The 17602-nt window shown below is 72.5% G+C and carries 15 protein-coding genes and 1 pseudogene; 12 read left to right on the forward strand and 4 right to left on the reverse strand.

Annotated features, from left to right (window positions below):
• The first annotated feature begins 45 nt into the window (after window positions 1-45).
• The 5 genes from CP976_RS36560 to CP976_RS36580 all read left to right on the forward strand — a co-directional run bounded on the left by CP976_RS36560 (window position 46) and on the right by CP976_RS36580 (window position 7551).
• The gene (locus CP976_RS36560) at window positions 46-810 is read left to right on the forward strand and encodes a DeoR/GlpR family DNA-binding transcription regulator (RefSeq protein WP_150485655.1); all 765 of its coding nucleotides are present in this window, start codon (window positions 46-48) and stop codon (window positions 808-810) included.
• Window positions 807-2144 (forward strand): 6-phospho-beta-glucosidase, encoded by a 1338-nt coding sequence (locus CP976_RS36565; protein WP_150484172.1) that lies wholly within the window; start codon window positions 807-809, stop codon window positions 2142-2144. Before CP976_RS36560 ends, CP976_RS36565 begins: the two co-directional genes overlap by 4 nt.
• Before the next feature lie 71 nt (window positions 2145-2215).
• A complete protein-coding gene (locus CP976_RS36570) occupies window positions 2216-5260 on the forward strand; it encodes an alpha-mannosidase (RefSeq protein ID WP_150484173.1) in 3045 nt (1014 codons plus the stop codon).
• A gap of 3 nt (window positions 5261-5263) precedes the next feature.
• Window positions 5264-6514, forward strand: a complete 1251-nt coding sequence (locus CP976_RS36575) for an alpha-L-fucosidase (protein WP_150484174.1) — start codon at window positions 5264-5266, stop codon at window positions 6512-6514.
• Window positions 6515-6657: 143 nt separating this feature from the next.
• On the forward strand, window positions 6658-7551 hold the full coding sequence (locus tag CP976_RS36580) for a sulfotransferase family protein (protein WP_229875649.1): 894 nt from the start codon (window positions 6658-6660) through the stop codon (window positions 7549-7551).
• Window positions 7552-7564: 13 nt separating this feature from the next.
• Here the strand turns inward: CP976_RS36580 and CP976_RS36585 are convergent, their stop codons facing one another.
• The gene (locus tag CP976_RS36585; protein WP_150484175.1) at window positions 7565-8701 is read right to left on the reverse strand and encodes an ATP-grasp domain-containing protein; all 1137 of its coding nucleotides are present in this window, start codon (window positions 8699-8701) and stop codon (window positions 7565-7567) included.
• Between the two features lie 261 nt (window positions 8702-8962).
• Between CP976_RS36585 and CP976_RS36590 the strand changes: the two genes are divergently transcribed.
• Window positions 8963-9823 carry a metallophosphoesterase family protein gene (locus CP976_RS36590; protein WP_150484176.1) on the forward strand — a complete coding sequence of 287 codons (861 nt, stop codon included), beginning with the start codon at window positions 8963-8965 and terminating at the stop codon, window positions 9821-9823.
• Window positions 9820-10497, forward strand: coding sequence for a 4'-phosphopantetheinyl transferase family protein (locus tag CP976_RS36595; protein ID WP_150484177.1), 678 nt, complete (start codon window positions 9820-9822; stop codon window positions 10495-10497). Before CP976_RS36590 ends, CP976_RS36595 begins: the two co-directional genes overlap by 4 nt.
• 669 nt (window positions 10498-11166) lie before the next feature.
• On the opposite strand, the gene CP976_RS36600 is transcribed toward CP976_RS36595, so the two are convergent.
• The 3 genes from CP976_RS36600 to CP976_RS36610 all read right to left on the reverse strand — a co-directional run bounded on the left by CP976_RS36600 (window position 11167) and on the right by CP976_RS36610 (window position 12790).
• On the reverse strand, window positions 11167-11409 hold the full coding sequence (locus tag CP976_RS36600) for a hypothetical protein (RefSeq protein ID WP_086847642.1): 243 nt from the start codon (window positions 11407-11409) through the stop codon (window positions 11167-11169).
• Between the two features lie 158 nt (window positions 11410-11567).
• Entirely contained in the window at window positions 11568-12098 is a 531-nt protein-coding gene (locus CP976_RS36605) for a toxin-antitoxin system, toxin component (protein WP_150485657.1), read from the reverse strand.
• 32 nt (window positions 12099-12130) lie between these two features.
• A complete protein-coding gene (locus tag CP976_RS36610; RefSeq protein WP_150484178.1) occupies window positions 12131-12790 on the reverse strand; it encodes a helix-turn-helix domain-containing protein in 660 nt (219 codons plus the stop codon).
• 238 nt (window positions 12791-13028) lie between these two features.
• On the opposite strand from CP976_RS36610, the gene CP976_RS36615 reads away from it, so the two are divergent.
• The 5 genes and pseudogenes from CP976_RS36615 to CP976_RS36635 all read left to right on the forward strand — a co-directional run bounded on the left by CP976_RS36615 (window position 13029) and on the right by CP976_RS36635 (window position 17602).
• Window positions 13029-13688 (forward strand): MmyB family transcriptional regulator, encoded by a 660-nt coding sequence (locus tag CP976_RS36615; RefSeq protein WP_150484179.1) that lies wholly within the window; start codon window positions 13029-13031, stop codon window positions 13686-13688.
• 87 nt (window positions 13689-13775) lie between these two features.
• Window positions 13776-14930, forward strand: coding sequence for an NAD(P)/FAD-dependent oxidoreductase (locus CP976_RS36620; RefSeq protein ID WP_150484180.1), 1155 nt, complete (start codon window positions 13776-13778; stop codon window positions 14928-14930).
• A pseudogene (locus CP976_RS36625) lies at window positions 14927-15217 on the forward strand ((2Fe-2S)-binding protein); the annotation flags it as partial. The gene CP976_RS36620 and the pseudogene CP976_RS36625, both read left to right, overlap by 4 nt.
• A 133-nt stretch (window positions 15218-15350) precedes the next feature.
• Complete coding sequence (locus tag CP976_RS36630) at window positions 15351-16715, forward strand: FAD-dependent oxidoreductase (RefSeq protein WP_150484181.1); 1365 nt, start codon at window positions 15351-15353, stop codon at window positions 16713-16715.
• Complete coding sequence (locus tag CP976_RS36635) at window positions 16712-17602, forward strand: dihydrodipicolinate synthase family protein (protein WP_150484182.1); 891 nt, start codon at window positions 16712-16714, stop codon at window positions 17600-17602. The genes CP976_RS36630 and CP976_RS36635 overlap by 4 nt, the downstream gene beginning before the upstream one ends.

A 17602-nucleotide genomic window follows, 5' to 3' on the forward strand; every position in this document is an offset into this window, starting at 1 on the left:
AAGTGAGCATGGAAATGATTGAGGATGACGAGTACTGTTCACGCCGTGCTGGCAGAACGACGACACCAACTCATCCTGCGGGCCCTGCGCTCCGGCGGGCCCGCGTCCGTGACCGACCTCTCGGAGCAACTCGGCGTGAGTCCCGCCACAATCAGGCGTGACCTGGTCAAACTGGAAGAAGACGGGCTGCTCACCCGTGTCCACGGCGGCGCCGTGGTCGAGGAGGGCGACCAGCCCTTCGCCGAGGTCGCCGAGGTGCGCGTGGCCGAGAAGGACGCCATAGCCGAGCGCGCTGCGGCCATGGTCAGGGACGGCCAGTCGGTGCTGCTGGACATCGGGACCACGGCCTACCGTCTGGCCCGGCAGTTGCACGGCCGCCGGCTCACCGTGATCACCAGCAACCTGGTGGTCTACGAGGAGCTCGCCGACGACGAGGGCATCGAGCTGGTCCTGCTCGGCGGCATGGTCCGCCGCGAGTACCGCTCCCTGGTCGGCTTCCTCACCGAGGACAACCTGCGCCAGCTGCACGCCGACTGGCTCTTCCTCGGCACCAGCGGCGTGCGGCCCGGCGGGCAGGTCATGGACACGACGGTCGTGGAGGTGCCGGTCAAGCGCGCGATGATCAAGGCGGGCGAGAAGGTCGTGCTGCTGGCCGACGCGGCGAAGTTCCCGGGGCACGGGATGGCGAAGGTCTGCGGTCCCGAGGAGCTGGACGTGGTGGTGACGAACGAGCCGGTCGACACGGCGACGCGGTCCTCCCTCCAGGAGGCAGGAGTCGAGGTCGTCGTGACGGGAAGGGTGCAGGCGTGAAGCTGACGATTCTGGGCGGCGGAGGATTCCGCGTGCCGCTGGTGTACGGGGCGCTCCTCCAGGACCACGCCGAGGGCCGGGTGACGCACGTCGTCCTGCACGATCTGGATCCCGCGAGACTGTCCGCGGTGACGCGCGTCCTCGCCGAGCAGGCGGCCCGAGTCCCCGACGCGCCCGAGGTGAGCGCCACCACCGATCTGGACGAGGCCCTGCGCGGCGCCGACTTCGTGTTCTCCGCGATCCGCGTCGGCGGCCTGGAGGGCAGGGCGAACGACGAGCGGGTGGCCCTGGACCAGGGCGTCCTCGGCCAGGAGACGGTCGGCGCGGGCGGCATCGCCTACGGCCTGCGCACCGTCCCGGTCGCCGTCGACATCGCCCGGCGGGTCGCCCGCCTGGCGCCGGACGCCTGGGTCATCAACTTCACCAACCCGGCCGGCCTCGTCACCGAGGCCATGTCCCGCCACCTCGGCGACCGCGTCATCGGCATCTGCGACTCCCCGGTCGGCCTCGGCCGCCGCATCGCCCGGGTGCTCGGCGCGAACCCGAAGGAGGCCTGGATCGACTACGTCGGCCTCAACCACCTCGGCTGGGTGCGCGGCCTGCGCGTCGCCGGCCGCGACGAGCTCCCGCGCCTGCTCGCCGACCCGGACCTGCTCGGCTCCTTCGAGGAGGGCAAGCTCTTCGGCGTCGACTGGCTCCGGTCCCTGGGCGCGATCCCCAACGAATACCTGCACTACTACTACTTCAACCGGGAAGCCGTCCGCGCCTACCAGCAGGCCGAGAAGACCCGCGGCGCCTTCCTGCACGACCAGCAGGCCCGCTTCTACGCCGAGATGCGCAACCCGGACGCCCCCGCGTGGAAGGTCTGGGACCGCACCCGCGCCGAGCGCGAGGCCACCTACATGGCCGAGAACCGGGAGACCGCCGGCGCCGGCGAACGCGACGAGGACGACCTGTCCGGCGGCTACGAGAAGGTGGCCCTCGCCCTGATGCGGGCGATCGCCCTGGACGAGCGCACGACCCTGATCCTCAACGTCCGCAACCAGCGCACCCTGTCGGTCCTGGACACGGACGCCGTCATCGAGGTCCCTTGCCTCGTCGACGCCAACGGCGCCCACCCCGTCACCGTCGACCCGCTGCCCGACCACGCCACCGGCCTGGTCTGCGCGGTCAAGGCGGTCGAGCGCGAGGTGTTGGCCGCGGCCGACTCGGGCTCCCGCGCGAGTGCCGTGAAGGCCTTCGCGCTGCACCCGCTCGTCGACTCCGTCAATGTGGCCCGCAGGCTGGTCGAGGGTTACTCCGAGGTCCACCCCGGCCTGGCGTACCTTAGGTGAACGCCGCTCGGTAAGCGCTTTCCCCCACCGCTTCCCGCCTGCTCGCTCTTCCCGCTTCCTGGAGACATCTCATGCATGACGAAAGCCGCCGGATCGAGGAGCGCGTGCAGCGCCTTCACGACCAGCGCATCAAGGCCGCGATCTACGCGGCCACCGTCCCCTTCGAGGTGGAGGCCTGGCAGGCTCCCGGGGAGCCGGTCCCGTTCGAGGAGGCCGCCGCCGCCCCGTACGCGCCCTTCGCGATGGGCACCCCCTGGGGCCCGCCCTGGGGCACCACCTGGTTCCGCATGCGCGGACAGGTCCCCGAGGAGTGGGCGGGCCGCCGCGTCGAGGCGGTCATCGACCTCGGATTCGTGGGCGACTGGCCCGGCAACCAGGCCGAGGCCCTGGTGCACCTCACGGACGGCACCCCGCTGAAGGCCGTCAACCCGCTCAACCAGTACGTGGCGATCGCCAACCCGGCGACGGGCGGCGAGACGGTCGAGTACCTGGTCGAGGCCGCCTCCAACCCGGACATCCTCGCCGACAACTTCTCGAAGACCACTCCGCTCGGCGACATCCTCACCGCAGGCGACAAGCCGCTCTACACCTTCCGCAGCGCCGACATCGCCATCCTCGACGAGGAGGTCTGGCACCTCGACCTCGACGTCCAGGTGCTGCGCGAGCTGATGCTGGAGCTCGGTGAGCACGACCCGCGCCGGCACGAGATCGCGCACGCGCTCGACCGGGCGATGGACCTGCTGGACCTGGACGACGTCTCCGGCTCGGCATCGGCCGTTCGCGAGGCGCTGAAGCCGGTCCTGTCCCGCCCCGCGCACGCCAGCGCGCACACCGTCTCCGGCGTCGGCCACGCCCACATCGACTCGGCCTGGCTCTGGCCGATCCGGGAGACCAAGCGCAAGACGTCCCGCACGTTCTCGAACGTCACGTCCCTGGCCGACGAGTACGACGACTTCATCTTCGCCTGCTCCCAGGCCCAGCAGTACGAGTGGGTCCGCGACAACTACCCCAAGGTCTGGGCCCGCATCCAGGAGTCGGTCAAGAAGGGCCAGTGGGCGCCGGTCGGCGGCATGTGGGTCGAGTCCGACGGCAACCTGCCCGGCGGCGAGGCCGTCGCCCGCCAGTTCATCCACGGCAAGCGGTTCTTCATCGAGCACTTCGGCATCGAGACCAAGGGCGTGTGGCTGCCGGACTCCTTCGGCTACAACGCGGCCTACCCGCAGATCGCCAAGCTCGCCGGCAACGAGTGGTTCCTCACCCAGAAGATCTCCTGGAACCAGACCAACAAGTTCCCCCACCACACCTTCTGGTGGGAGGGCATCGACGGCACCCGCATCTTCACCCACTTCCCGCCGGTAGACACCTACAACGCCCGCTTCAGCGGCGAGGAGATGTCCCGCGCGGTCCGCAACTACCAGGAGAAGGGCGGCGCCAGCCGCTCCCTGGCCCCCTTCGGCTGGGGCGACGGCGGTGGCGGCCCCACCCGCGAGATCATGGAACGCGCCCGCCGGCTGGCGGACCTGGAGGGCTCCGCGAAGGTCGTCGTCGAACACCCCGACGAGTTCTTCGCCAAGGCCCGCGAGGAGTACCCGGACGCGCCCGTCTGGGTCGGCGAGCTCTACCTGGAGCTGCACCGCGCCACCTACACCTCCCAGGCCCGCACCAAGCAGGGCAACCGCCGCTCCGAGCACCTCCTGCGCGAGGCCGAGCTGTGGGCGACCACGGCGGCCCTGCACGCGCCGGGCTACACGTACCCGCACGAGAAGCTGGACCGGCTCTGGAAGACGGTGCTGCTGCACCAGTTCCACGACATCCTGCCCGGCTCGTCGATCGCCTGGGTCCACCGGGAGGCCGAGGCCGAGTACGCCCGAGTGGCCCGCGAACTCCAGGCGCTGACGGCCGATGCCCTCACGGCCCTCGGCGCCGGCGGGACCCGCGTCTTCAACACCAGCCCCTACGACCGCGCCGAGGTGGTCCGCACCGCCGACGGCGCACCGGTGTACGTGGAGGTGCCCGCGAGCGGCTCCGCGCCCCTCGCCGACGCCGAGCCTCCGCAGCCGGTGACGGTGAGCGGCCGGGTGCTCGACAACGGGCTGGTCCGCGTCGAGGTGGCCGAGGACGGCACCCTGTCGTCCGTCCGCGACCTGCGCGCGAACCGCGAGGTCCTGGCCGACCCGGGCAACCTGCTGCGCCTGCACACCGACCTGCCCAACTACTGGGACGCCTGGGACATCGACAAGCACTACAAGAACCGCTACACGGACCTCCTCGACGCCTCGTCCGTCACGGTCGTCGAGCAGGACGCGCTGGTCGGCGCCATCCGCGTCGAGCGGGGCTTCGGCAAGGGCTCCAAGATCACCCAGACGATCACCGTCCGCGCCGGCAGCCCCCGGATCGACATCGAGACGGACATCGACTGGCACGAGACCGAGAAGATCCTCAAGGCGGCCTTCCCGATCGACATCCGCGCCCCGCACTCCTCCGCCGAGATCCAGTTCGGCCACATCCAGCGCCCCACGCACACCAACACCAGCTGGGAGGCGGCCCGCTTCGAGGTCTCCGGCCACCGCTGGGTGCACATCGGCGAACCCGGCTACGGCGTCGCGGTCATCAACGACTCGACGTACGGCCACGACGTCTCCCGCACGGTCCGCGAGGACGGCGGCACCACGACCACCGTCCGCCTCAGCCTGGTCCGCGCCCCGCGCATCCCGGACCCCGACGCCGACCAGGGCCGGCACCGCTTCACCTACGCGCTGCTGCCCGGCGCGACCATCGAGGACGCCGTCGCCGAAGGCTACGCCCTCAACCTCCCGCTCCGGGTGGCCGACGCGGCGGGCGCCCCCGCACCGGTCGTCTCCACCGAGGGCGACGGCGTGACCGTGGAGGCGGTCAAGCTCGCCGACGACGCGTCGGGCGACGTCGTCGTACGGCTCTACGAGTCCCGCGGCGGCCGGGCCCGGGGCGTCCTGCGCACCGGCTTCCCCCTCGCCGGCGCGCAGATCACCGACCTGCTGGAGCGACCGCTGGAGGAAGCGCCCGTGGACGGCGACGGCGCCGTCCCCGTGGAACTGCGGCCCTTCCAGATCCTGACACTCCGTCTGCGCAGGGGCTGACGCATGGCCATGCAACCCTGGTTCACCGACGCCAAGCTCGGGATCTTCATCCACTGGGGCATCTACGCCGTCGACGGCGTCCAGGAGTCCTGGTCGTTCTACGACGACATCGTCCCCTACGACCAGTACATGTCCCAGTTCGACCGCTTCACGGCCGCCCGCTACGACCCGCGCGACTGGGCGAGGCTCTTCGCGCGGGCCGGAGCGAAGTACGCCGTGCTGACCAGCCGCCACCACGACGGCGTCGCCCTGTGGGACACGGCGTACGGCGACCTGAACGTGGGCCGCGACCTGATCGGCGGCTACGCCGACGCCCTGCGCGAGCAGGGCCTCAAGGTCGGGCTCTACTACTCGCACTCGGACTGGAGCCACCCCGACTACGCCTCCACCCGCAAGCCGGGCCGCCCGCCGGAGCTGGAGGACAACCGCTACTCGGAGGTCGCCGCCGAGGACGAGGACCTTCAGGCCTGGGAGAGGTTCCTCGCCTACCGGGACGGCCAGATCCGCGAACTGACCTCCCGCTACAAGCCCGACCTGCTGTGGTTCGACGGCGAGTGGGACCGCAGCGAGGAGCAGTGGCGTATCCCCGAACTCGCCGCCCTCATCCGCTCCGAGGTACCGGACGTCGTCTTCAACGCCCGCATGCTCTCCCAGGGCGACTACGCGACGCCGGAACAGGGCGCCCCGGTCGTCCCGCCCGAGGGCCCCTGGGAGCTGTGCCTGACGATCAACGACTCCTGGGGCCACCAGCACCACGACCACAACCACAAGTCGGTCGATCAGCTCATCCGCTACTTCACCGAGACCATCGGCGGCGGAGGCAACCTGCTGCTCAGCGTCGGCCCGCGGGAAGACGGCACGATCCCGGCCGAGCAGGCGGAGCGGCTGGAAGGGCTCGGCGACTGGATCGCCAGGCACGCGGAAGCGGTGTACGGCACCGAACGGGGACTCCCGCCGGGCCACCACTACGGACCGAGCACCCTCTCCAAGGACCGCCGCACGCTCTACCTGATCCTCTTCGACGCCCCACGCGCCGAGATCAACGTGCGCGGCCTCCTCGGAAAGGTCCGCAGGGTCTCGGTGCTCGGCAGCGGCACGGAACTGGCCCACCGGGTCACCGGCGGCCTCCACGAGACACCGGGCGTCCTCTGGATCGAGCCTCCCGCCGCGCCGGACCTCGACCCGCACGCCACGGTGCTGGCCGTGGAACTGGAAGGGGAACTGGAGCTGTACCGCGGAGCCGGCCGATTCTGACGAAAGTTTAAGAAACCGGTAAGCGGCCTGCTCACGGGCGGTATGTGGACGCCCGTGAGCACGCCGGTTCGCCTTCGGGACACCTGAAGTTCGCCCGTTCCCCCTGGGATGCGGAACGCACAACGCGAACGAAAGGTGTCACCGTGCGAGACCCGCGTATGGCTGCGATCGGCAAGGGCCTGAAGCGTCGCGGAAGGCTGGTGATGCAGGCGGTCAGTCCACCGCGCCGGAACGCGGCCAGTCCACCGCGCCGGAACCTCGACGCCATCCCCGCCCCCCGCCCGGCGGCCGACACCTACACCGCCCCGCCCGCGCCCCGGCTGGTGGACTCGCCGGTCTTCGTCCTGTCGTCGGTGCGCTCCGGGTCGACCCTGCTGCGCGTCCTGCTCAACAGCCACAGCCGTATCCGCGCCCCGCACGAGATGCACCTGCGCACGGTGCACGTCAACCTCTCCCGCGACTTCACCGCGGACGCCATGCGGGCGCTCCACCTCGACAAGGACGAGCTGGAACACGTGCTGTGGGACCGGGTGCTGCACCTGGAACTCAGCCGCAGCGGCAAGGACGTCATCGTCGACAAGACCCCGCCGAACACCCTCATCTGGCCCCGCCTGCGGCGATGTTGGCCCAACGCCCGCTACATCCTGTTGCTGCGCCACCCCGGCGCGGTCGTCACGTCCCTCACCGCCCGGCGCGCCGACCCCGATCACGAAGCCGTCCGCGCCGAGGTCCTCGACTACAGCGAGAAGCTGGAGGAGGCCCGCCTGAACCTCGACCCCCATGTGATCACCTACGAGGAGCTCACCGCCGAGCCGGAGAAGGTCACCCGGGGCATCTGCGAGCACCTCGGCGTTCCGTGGGAGCCCGGCATGCTCGACTACGGCAGCAAGGACCACGGCACCTTCCGCCCCCAGCTCGGCGACTGGTCCAGCACGATCAAGTCCGGCCGCATCCAGTCGGCCCGCTCCGCCGCCCCGGACGTCGAACTCCCCCCACGCCTGAGGGAACTGGCCCAGGCGTGGGGGTACAGGGACTAGAGGAGTACAGGGGCTAGAGAGGCAGGGCCCCGACCGTGGCCTGCGGGGCCGCCGCCTCGACGGAGTCGGCCGGCACCGCGGGCAGCGGCTGCTGCTCCGCCGCCTCCGGCCGCTGGTGCGGCAGCGACACCGGCCGCAGCGGACGCGGCCCCGACACCACCGTGTAGTCCTGGCCCAGGAACGGCGGGACCACCTCGCCCGGGTCCTCGCCGAGCGCCAGCTGGACGGCGGCCCAGGGCGCGTTGACACCGCACAGGGAAAGCTGGTGCAGGCCGCCGGCCGGGCGGGTGTTGACGTCCATCAGGACCGGCCGGTCGCCGAACATCCGGAACTGGATGTTGGACAGGTAGTGCAGGCCGAAGCCCTCCGCGATCAGCCGGGCGGGCTCCAGCCACTGCTCGTGCAGCGTGAAGCCCCGGCGGCGGCCGTTCTTGGTGCGGCCGATGGCCAGCCGGACCCGGTTGTCCGGACCGGTCAGGCAGTCCACCGACACCTCGGGCTGCTCCAGGCGCGGCATCACCAGCCAGTCGACCGGCTCCTCGGCCCGACGCAGCGCCTCCAGCACCAGGTCGAGCGGCACGTACGGGCTCGGGAAGCCGCTCAGGTGCATCAGCGAGAAGGGCGAGCGCGTGATCACGCGGAAGCCCACCCCGCCCGCCCCGGACGCCGGCTTGAAGCACGCCTTGTGCCCGGCGTCCTCCAACTCCTCGACGGCCGCGACGAGTTCGTCACTCGACCGGACCCGCCACCACGGCGGCACCGGCACGCCGATCGCCTGGACCGCCTCGTAGGCGATCACCTTGTCCTGGAAGACGGCCACCGCCTCGGGCGGCGGTGCCAGCAAAGCCGTGCCGACCGCCTCGAAGTCGGCGCGGTGCGCCACGATCGCCGACTGGTGCAGCCGGGGCACGAACACGTCGATACCGCGCCGCGCGCACTGGTCCAGCGCGTACTCGACGTACCCGGCGGGGGAGAGGTTCTCGGGCTCCAGCTCGGCGGTGTCGGCGGCGGCCAGCACGGGGGAGTCGGGATCGCCGTGCGTGGCATGGATCTCGACGGCCCGGTCGCTGGGATTTCTCCGCAGCTGATCCATGAAGAACACGTTCTCCGCGTACGTGCGGTTGAGCCAGACGCGTACGCGAGAGACCATGCAGGCCGCCTTTCACGGTTCGCGGGCAGGGCTCAGCAGCCCGTGCCCGGGCAGGATGAATGGAGGGTCACCAAACCGCCCCTGTGAGAGGGAAGTTCTTAGCGGTGGTGTTGGGGCAGATCATACGGCTTCGGCGGGCCGTGTCGTGCAACGCGCGGGTTACGGATTCACGACCATGACCGTCCGGCCGCCCTTGTCCCCCCGCCCGCGGATGTGATCTCTTGGTGGCGTTCGCGTTCGGGCGTGAAGAGGGGGCGAGAGGTGACGTCGACGGCCGGTGGCGCCGCACGACTACTGGCCATCAGCGATCTGCACATCGGCTACCGGGAGAACCGCGCCCTGGTCGAGCGGATGCGGCCCGGGACGGACGACGACTGGCTGCTCGTGGCCGGGGACGTCGCCGAGACCGTGGCCGACGTCCGCTGGGCCCTCGAGACGCTCGCCGGCCGCTTCCGCAAGGTCGTGTGGGTGCCCGGGAACCACGAGCTGTGGACCCATCCGAGCGACCCCGTCACCCTGCGCGGCGTCGCCCGGTACGACCATCTGGTCGAGCTGTGCCGGGACCTCGGCGTGACGACACCAGAGGATCCCTACCCGGTCTGGGACGGGCCCGGCGGCCCCGTGGCCGTCGCACCGCTGTTCCTGCTGTACGACTACTCGTTCCTGCCGGCCGGGTGCGCGACCAAGGAGCAGGGCCTGGAGTACGCCCAGGGCACGGGGATCGTGTGCACCGACGAGCACCTGCTGCACCCCGACCCGTACCCGAGCCGGGAGGCCTGGTGCCGGGCCCGGGTCGCCGAGTCGGAACGCAGACTCGCCGAGTTGCCCGAGGACCTGCCCGTGATCCCCGTCAACCACTACCCGCTGCACCGCCACCCGATGGACGTGCTGTGGCACCCCGAGTTCGCCATGTGGTGCGGCACCGGTCTGACCGCCGACTGGCACCGCAGGTTCCGTGTCCACACGATGGTCTACGGCCATCTGCACATCCCGCGCACCACCTGGCACGAGGGCGTGCGCTTCGAGGAGGTGTCGGTGGGTTACCCCCGCGAGTGGCGCAAGCGGTCCGGGGAGCCGGGGCGGCTGCGGCGCATCCTGCCGGGGGAGGGGGAGGAGCTGTGATGCAAGATCTGCTGCCACAGACCGTCGTCACGGTGGAGGCATACGCCCACGAGAGCGTGGACGCCCCGCTGTACCCCGAGGAGGCGGCGCTCGTGGCGCGGGCGGTCGCCAAGCGGCGCCGGGAGTTCGCCGTCGTCCGCTCCTGTGCCCGCCGTGCCATGGAGAAGCTCGGCATGCCGCCGCAGCCGGTCCTGCCCGGGGAACGCGGCGCCCCGCGCTGGCCTGCCGGCCTGGTCGGCAGCATGACCCACTGCGACGGCTACTGCGCCGCCGCCCTGGTCCGTGCCACCGACCTCGCCTCCCTCGGCATCGACGCCGAGGCCCATGGGCCGCTGCCCGAGGGCGTCCTGCCCGCCGTGGCCCTCCCGGCCGAGGCCGAGCGCCTGCGACGGCTGGCCGCACAGCGCCCCGACGTCCACTGGGACCGGCTGCTGTTCAGCGCGAAGGAGTCCGTCTACAAGGCGTGGTTCCCCCTCACCGGCAAGTGGCTGGACTTCACGGAGGCCGACATCGAGATCTCCGCCGACCCCGGCGAACACCTGCGCGGCACCTTCCGCGCCACACTCCTCGTCCCCGGCCCGCGGGTCGGCGACCGCCGCCTCGGCCATTTCGACGGCCACTGGACCGCCGACCGGGGCCTGGTCGCGACGGCGGTCGCAGTACCGCACGACTGAGCCCGCCGAGCGGCGGGGCGGGCCTGCGAACCTCGACTCTCGGCGCCCCTACCCACCGTCGCTCCGGCGCCCGGTCGGCCCTCCCCGGCCGCCGGCCCAGGCCGCCGGCTGCCGGGCTGAGGCTTCCGGCTGCTGGCTGTCGGCTGAAGTCTCCGGGTGCTCGCTGTCGGCTCAGGGCCTGGCCGCCCCGTATCGGCTGAGGTTTCCCGTCACCGGCCGTCGGCTCAGGCCCACGCCGTCCGTAGTTGGTTCGGGCCTCAGCCTGCGGCTGTCGGCTGAGGCTCCCGTACCCGGCCGCCGGCTCAGGTCCCTCGGCGCCCGCTGTTGGTTCGGACGCCAGCCATCGGCTGTCGGCTGCAGCCCCCCGTCATCGGTCGCTGGCCCAGGTCCCCGCCAGCGGCGACCGGCCCACGTCTCCGCCAGTGGCCGTCGGCTGGGGCCCCGTCATCGGTCGTTGGCCCAGGTCCCCGTCAGCGGTGACCGGCCCACGTCTCCGCCAGTGGCCATCGGCTGGGTCCCCCTCGTCATCGGCCACTGGCCCAGATCCCCGCCAGCGGCCGAACGCCCCACGTCTGCGCCAGCGGCCGCACGCCCCACGTCTCCGCCAGCGGCCCGCACGCTTGGGCCTCTCGTCACCGGCCGCCGCTCAGGTCGTCACCGGCCGCCGGCTCAGGGCCCCGGCTCCGGGCACCAGTTCTGGAGCAGCCGGAAGAATTCCTCCTCGTTGCCGGTCAGGCCCGCTCGTTCGAGGGCCTCTTCCGCCTCGGCGAGGACGCCGGGCGGGACGACCGGGGGCCGGTGAGAGCCGCGCGGGTCCGTCTCCAGGTCGAAGGCGGCCCGGACGGTGTGCAGCAGGCGCAGGTAGGCCTGGACGGCGGTGCGTTCGCGGTCGGTCAGTACGGCGGTGGGCATCGGTCGGCTCTCCCCGTGTGTCGGAGTCATCGGTCACGCCCCGCACACAAGGGGCGCACCTCCAGCTTGCCGTCCACCACTGACAATCCGGCCCCGCAGCCCGCCGGTTCGCCCGCTCGGCGGAGGGGAAACCGCGCCTCGACCCGGCGTACCGCCTGTCAGCCCTGCGGCCCCGGGTACCCCAGCGACGCCTCGATCCGTCCCGCCAGATGGTCCCGCTGCACCGGCCCCCGCGACGACGAACCCGCCAGCCAGGCCCGGCACTTGCTGGCCAGCAGCAGGCCGAAGCTCTCGGCCTCCTTCTCGTCGTCGAGGTCGAAGCGGGTGCGCGCGGCGACCTTGTGCACCGTCGCCTGGAGGTCGGCGTCGTCGTGGAGCAGCCGGGCCGCGACGGCGGCGCCCTCGACGTGGTGGGAGCAGTGTCCCGCCTTCATGTGCCACAGCTCGTGCCCCAGGATCACCAACTGGTGGTCGGGAGCCGTGCGTTCCTCGATCACGACGAGGTCCTGCTCGGCCATGTCGAGCCACAGCCCGCTCGCGGTCCCGGGCGGGAAGGCGGCCGTGCGGAAGTGGACGGGGCGGCCCCGGCGTCTGCTCATGGCGTTGCAGAGGGCGGCGTACAGCTCGTCGGGCCGCGCCGGTGCGGGGAGGGTCAGCTCCGCGACCAGTTCACCGCACAGGCGGCGCATTTCCTTACCGATGCCCACAGTTCTCCCCACGGTCACGACTCGGGCCGCTTGACGCTCTCCAGGAGCATGTCCAGCCACTCCGCCACCTTGTCGCGGTGCTGGTCGGTGGGCAGCTGCGCGGCCCGCCAGGCGATGCCCCGCACGCCGTGGTCCTGCAACAGCCGCTCCAGCGGGTCGTCGGCCGCCGCGGCCGCCTCCCGCTCGCGGTCGGCGAGCTTCTGGAGCAGTTCCTGCTCGGTGTGCTGGAGGGCGCTCAGCAGCGCCTCGGGGTCCTCGGCCGTGAGGAAACCGGCATGCACCCGGAAGAACCGCTGGAGGGCGTCGCAGTGCTCCATGGTCGGCCGCCGGTCGCCGTTGATGAGGGCGCCGGCCTGCTGCCGGGACATGCCCGCTCCGTCGGCGATCTCCTGCTGGGTGTACTTGCGGCCGTTGGGCTTGAGCCGGGTCCGGCGCAGCAGGTCCAGGCGCTGGAGGAAGCGGGCCTGGACATCGGGTTCGCCCGCCGGCCTGCCGCCGAGCAGGGCCTTGACCACGGGCTCCGGGACTCCGGAGGCGACGGACAGCCGGCCGATGTCGAAGACCTCGGCGTGCGGCACGCCGAGCCGGTCGGCGAGGGCGGTGACACGGGAGACGACGGCCGCCAGCACGGCCGTCGGCGTGGCGCCCGGACCTTCGACGAAGCCACCCGTCACCGACAGATCTCCTACGTCTCTCACAGGCTTCTCACAAGTGGATGCCGTGACCTACCCCGGCGTTAACTTCCCGGAGCGTAGCGGGTGGTTCGAACTCACATCCAGGTCTCGCCACAACTGTGGCCAATTTCAGCCGTCAACAGGCATAAAATGCCACGATAGTTGACACGCCTCAACTCGGGGCAGCAGGATCGGGGCGCCGCGTCAAGGCCGCACAGGCAAGAGGGGTGACCTCCCGATGGCATATCAGGCAGGAGGGCAGCGGCCGGCACCGCGGCCCGTCCCCGGGACTTCCGATGTCCAGGCCTACCTGGGGGACTACGCCGGGCTCCTGGAGGCCGTCTCCTTCCCTTCGCTCGTCGTCGACCGTTCCTGGGACGTCCTGCTGACCAACAGCGCCTTCCGGTCACTTTTCGGTGGCGTCGGTCCGCACCCGACGGCCATGCCGGGCGACAACTTCCTCAGGTTCGTGCTGTTCCACCCCGACGCTCCCACGGTGCTCGGCGAGCACGAGGCGAGCTGGTGCCTGCCGATGCTCGCGGACTTCGCGCGGACCGTGGAGAGCCACGGCCCCGACCACGGCCTCCAGGCCATCCGCCGCGACATCGCCCAGGACCCCATCATGGAGGCCGCCTACCGGCACGGCCTGCCGCACTGGATCCGCTCGGTCGGCGAGAGCGCCGTCGAGCAGGACGGCGCCGTACGGCCGCTGCTGCACCCGGATCCGCGCTGGGGCGCCACCGACTGCCGGATCGTCGTCGAGACGTCCAGAACGCTCGAAGAACTGGGCTGCACCCGGCTCACCTTCGCGCTGCGCGACGCCCGCCGTACCCCGTCCCGGGACCGCCGGACACGCCGTACCGCCTCCCATCTGAGGGTCGTCCCCGCGGCCGACTGAGTCCCGCCGGGTTCCCCGTCACCACAGCACCACATCACCGGTGTCCGCCCCATTCCCAGGCAGTGTGGTGTGTGACATAGTACTGACGTGATCGAGTCGCTGACCTGCGATGTCGTGGTGGTCGGGGCCGGAGTCGTGGGCGCCGCCTGCGCCCTGTACGCGGCCCGCGCGGGCCTGGACACCGTCGTGGTGGACCGGGGCCCGGTGGCCGGCGGCACGACCGGCGCGGGGGAGGGCAACCTCCTCGTCTCCGACAAGGAACCCGGCCCCGAGCTCGACCTGGCGCTGCTGTCCGCCCGGCTGTGGGCCGAACTGGCCCGGGAGGGGCTGGGGAAGGCGGTCGAGTACGAGGCCAAGGGCGGGCTCGTCGTCGCCGGCACCGGCGAGGCGCTGGCCGGGCTGGAGAGACTCGCCGCCGGGCAGCGCGCGGCCGGGGTCGAGGCGGTCCCGGTGCCGCCCGACCGGCTCCCCGACCTGGAGCCGTGTCTGGCCCCCGGCCTCGCGGGCGGCGTGCACTACCCGCAGGACGCCCAGGTGATGCCGGCCCTGGCGGCGGCCCACCTGCTGCGCGCCTCGAACGCCCGGCTGCTCACCGGCCGGGAGATGACCGGGGTGCTGCGCGGCCCCGACGGTGCGGTGCGGGGGCTGCGTACCGACCGGGGCGACATCCACGCCCCGGCCGTCGTCAACGCGGCCGGCACCTGGGGCGGCGAGGTGGCGGCCCGCGCCGGGGTGTCCCTGCCGGTGCTGCCCCGGCGCGGTTTCGTCCTGGTCACCGAGCCGCTGCCGCCCCGTATCCGGCACAAGGTGTACGCCGCCGACTACGTGGCCGACGTCGCCAGCGACTCGGCGGCCCTCCAGACCTCCCCGGTCGTCGAGGGCACCCCCGCCGGGCCGGTCCTCATCGGCGCCAGCCGCGAACGGGCCGGCTTCGACCGGTCGTTGTCGCTCCCGGCACTGCGGGCGCTGGCGGCGGGCGCGACGCGGCTCTTCCCGTTCCTCGCCGGAGTCCGGGCCGTGCGGACGTACGTGGGTTTCCGGCCGTATCTGCCCGACCATCTGCCCGCGATCGGCCCCGACCCTCGGGCGCCCGGACTGCTGCACGCCTGCGGGCACGAGGGCGCGGGCATCGGTCTCGCCACCGGCACCGGGCGGCTGATCGCCCAGGCGCTGACCGGGCGGACGCCCGATCTGGATCTCGTCCCGTTCCGGCCCGACCGCTTTCCCGAGGAGGCAGAGTGAACCCACTGGAGCTGGCGGAGGCCAGGCCCGGCCCCGCCTTCACGGTCATGTTCGACGGGCGGCCGGTCCGGGCGCTGCCGGGTCAGACAGTCGCCGCCGTGCTGTGGGCGTCGGGCGTCACCTCCTGGCGCACCACCCGGGGCGAGGGCCGTCCGCGCGGGGTGTTCTGCGGGATCGGCGTCTGCTTCGACTGCCTGGTGACCATCAACGACCGCCCCAACCAACGCGCTTGTCTGGTGCCGGTGCGGCCGGGTGACGTGATCGGCACGCAGCAGGGGACGGGCCATGCGGGGGCGGACGACGGGGAAGCGGACGACGGGGAAGCGGACGACGAAGGGGCGGACGACGGGGAAGCGGACGACGAGGGAGCGGACGACGGGGAAGCGGACGACGAGGGAGCGGACGACGGGGGAGACGGTCATGCGGGCTGAACTCGTCGTGATCGGCGCCGGACCGGCCGGCCTTGCCGCGTCACTCGCGGCGGCCGCGCGCGGCACCCGGGTCGTGCTCGTCGACGCGGCGACGGAGACCGGCGGGCAGTTCTACCGGCAGCCCGCCGCCGCTCTCGGGGCCGGGCGGCCCGAGGCGCTGCACCACCGGTGGCGGACCTGGGAGCGGCTGCGGGACGGCCTCGCCGCCAGGTCCGTACGCGTGCTGACCGATCACCATGTGTGGTGTGTGGAGCGGACGCCCGGCGGCTTCACCGTACACGCGCTGCTCGGCCCGGAGCAGGAGGAGCCGGCCGAGGTGCACGCCCGTGCCGTACTCCTGGCCACCGGCGGATACGAACACGTGCTGCCCTTCCCCGGCTGGACCCTCCCGGGTGTCGTCACCGCCGGAGGCGCCCAGGCCATGCTCAAGGGGGCGCTCGTGGCGCCGGGGCGCAGAGCCGTCGTGGCCGGGACCGGGCCGCTGCTGCTGCCCGTGGCGGCCGGGCTCGCGGCGGCCGGCGTCGAGGTCGCCGCGCTCGTCGAGTCCACCGGCCCCGGGCGCCTGGCCCGCCACGGCCGGGCCCTGGCCGGCAAGCTCCCCGAGGGCGCCGGATACGCCGCCCGGCTGTTGCGCCACCGCGTGCCCGTCCTGGCCCGCCACACCGTCGTCCGCGCCCACGGCGACGACCGGCTGACCGGCGTCACGGTCGCCGCTCTCGACACCGCCGGACGCGTCCGCCCCGGCACCGAACGGCACTTGCCCTGCGACACCCTGGCCGTCGGCCACGGCATGCTCCCGCACACCGACCTGGCGGAGGGCCTCGGCTGCGGCCTGGACGGGCTCGCGGTGGCCGTCGACGCCGAGCAGCGCACGGACGTACCCGGCGTGTGGGCGGCCGGGGAGTCCACCGGTATCGGCGGCGCGGCCCTCGCCCTCGCGGAGGGGCACATCGCCGGGTGCTCCGCCGCCGCCCACCTGCGCGGCACCGCCCCCGGCCCGGCCCCCGCCGCTCTCAAGGCCCGTACGAAACTCAGGCGTTCCGCGGCCGCCCTCGACGCCGCGTACGCGCCGCCCGCGCACTGGACCGAGCAGGTCACCGACGACACCGTCGTCTGCCGCTGCGAGGAGGTCACCGCCGGTGCCGTGCGCGACGCCCTGGACCTCGGAGCGGGAGACGAGCGCACCGTGAAGCTGCTGACCCGGGCCGGAATGGGCTGGTGCCAGGGCCGGATGTGCCAGGCCGCCGTCGCGGGTCTCGCCGGCTGTCCGCCCACCCCGTCCAGAAGGCCCTTCGCCCGTCCCGTACCGCTCGGCGTCCTCGCACGGCAACACACCCAGGAGGAACTGTCATGACCGACCACCGCCCCTGGCACGGCGTCCTCGTGGCCACCGCGCTCCCGCTGAACGACGACCTCTCCGTGAACTACGACAAGTACGCCGAGCACTGCGCCTGGCTGGTCGAGAACGGCTGCGACGGCGTCGTGCCGAACGGCTCCCTCGGCGAGTACCAGGTGCTCACCCCCGAGGAACGCGCCCGGGTCGTCGAGACGGCCGTCGCCGCCATCGGCGGGCAGCGCGTCATGCCCGGCGTCGCCGCGTACGGGTCCGCCGAGTCCCGGCGCTGGGCCGAGCAGGCGGGCGAGGCGGGCTGCCGGGCGGTCATGCTGCTGCCGCCGAACGCCTACCGCGCCGACGAGCGCTCCGTCCTCGCCCACTACGCCGAGGTCGCGAAGACGGGCCTGCCGGTCGTGGCGTACAACAACCCGATCGACACCAAGGTCGACCTCGTGCCCGAGCTGCTCGCCCGGCTGCACGGCGAGGGGTACATCCGGGCGGTGAAGGAGTTCTCCGGAGACGTCCGCCGGGCCTACCGCATCGCCGAGCTCGCCCCCGAACTCGACCTGCTGATCGGCGCGGACGACGTCCTTCTGGAGCTGGCCGTCGCGGGCGCCAAGGGCTGGGTGGCGGGCTACCCGAACGCGCTGCCGCAGGCCTCGGTCGAGCTGTACCACGCGGCCGTCGACGGCGACCTCGACACCGCGCGGTCCCTGTACCGGCAGCTGCATCCGCTGCTGCGGTGGGACTCGCGCGTGGAGTTCGTCCAGGCCATCAAACTGTCCATGGACCTCGTCGGCCGCCACGGCGGACCCTGCCGCCCGCCGCGCATGCCGCTGCTGCCCGAGCAGGAGGCCACTGTCCGAGCCGCCACCGAGAAGGCCGTAGCGGCCGGATTGGCGTAG

It is taken from the genome of Streptomyces coeruleorubidus (genome assembly GCF_008705135.1).
GTDB lineage: Bacteria > Actinomycetota > Actinomycetes > Streptomycetales > Streptomycetaceae > Streptomyces > Streptomyces coeruleofuscus.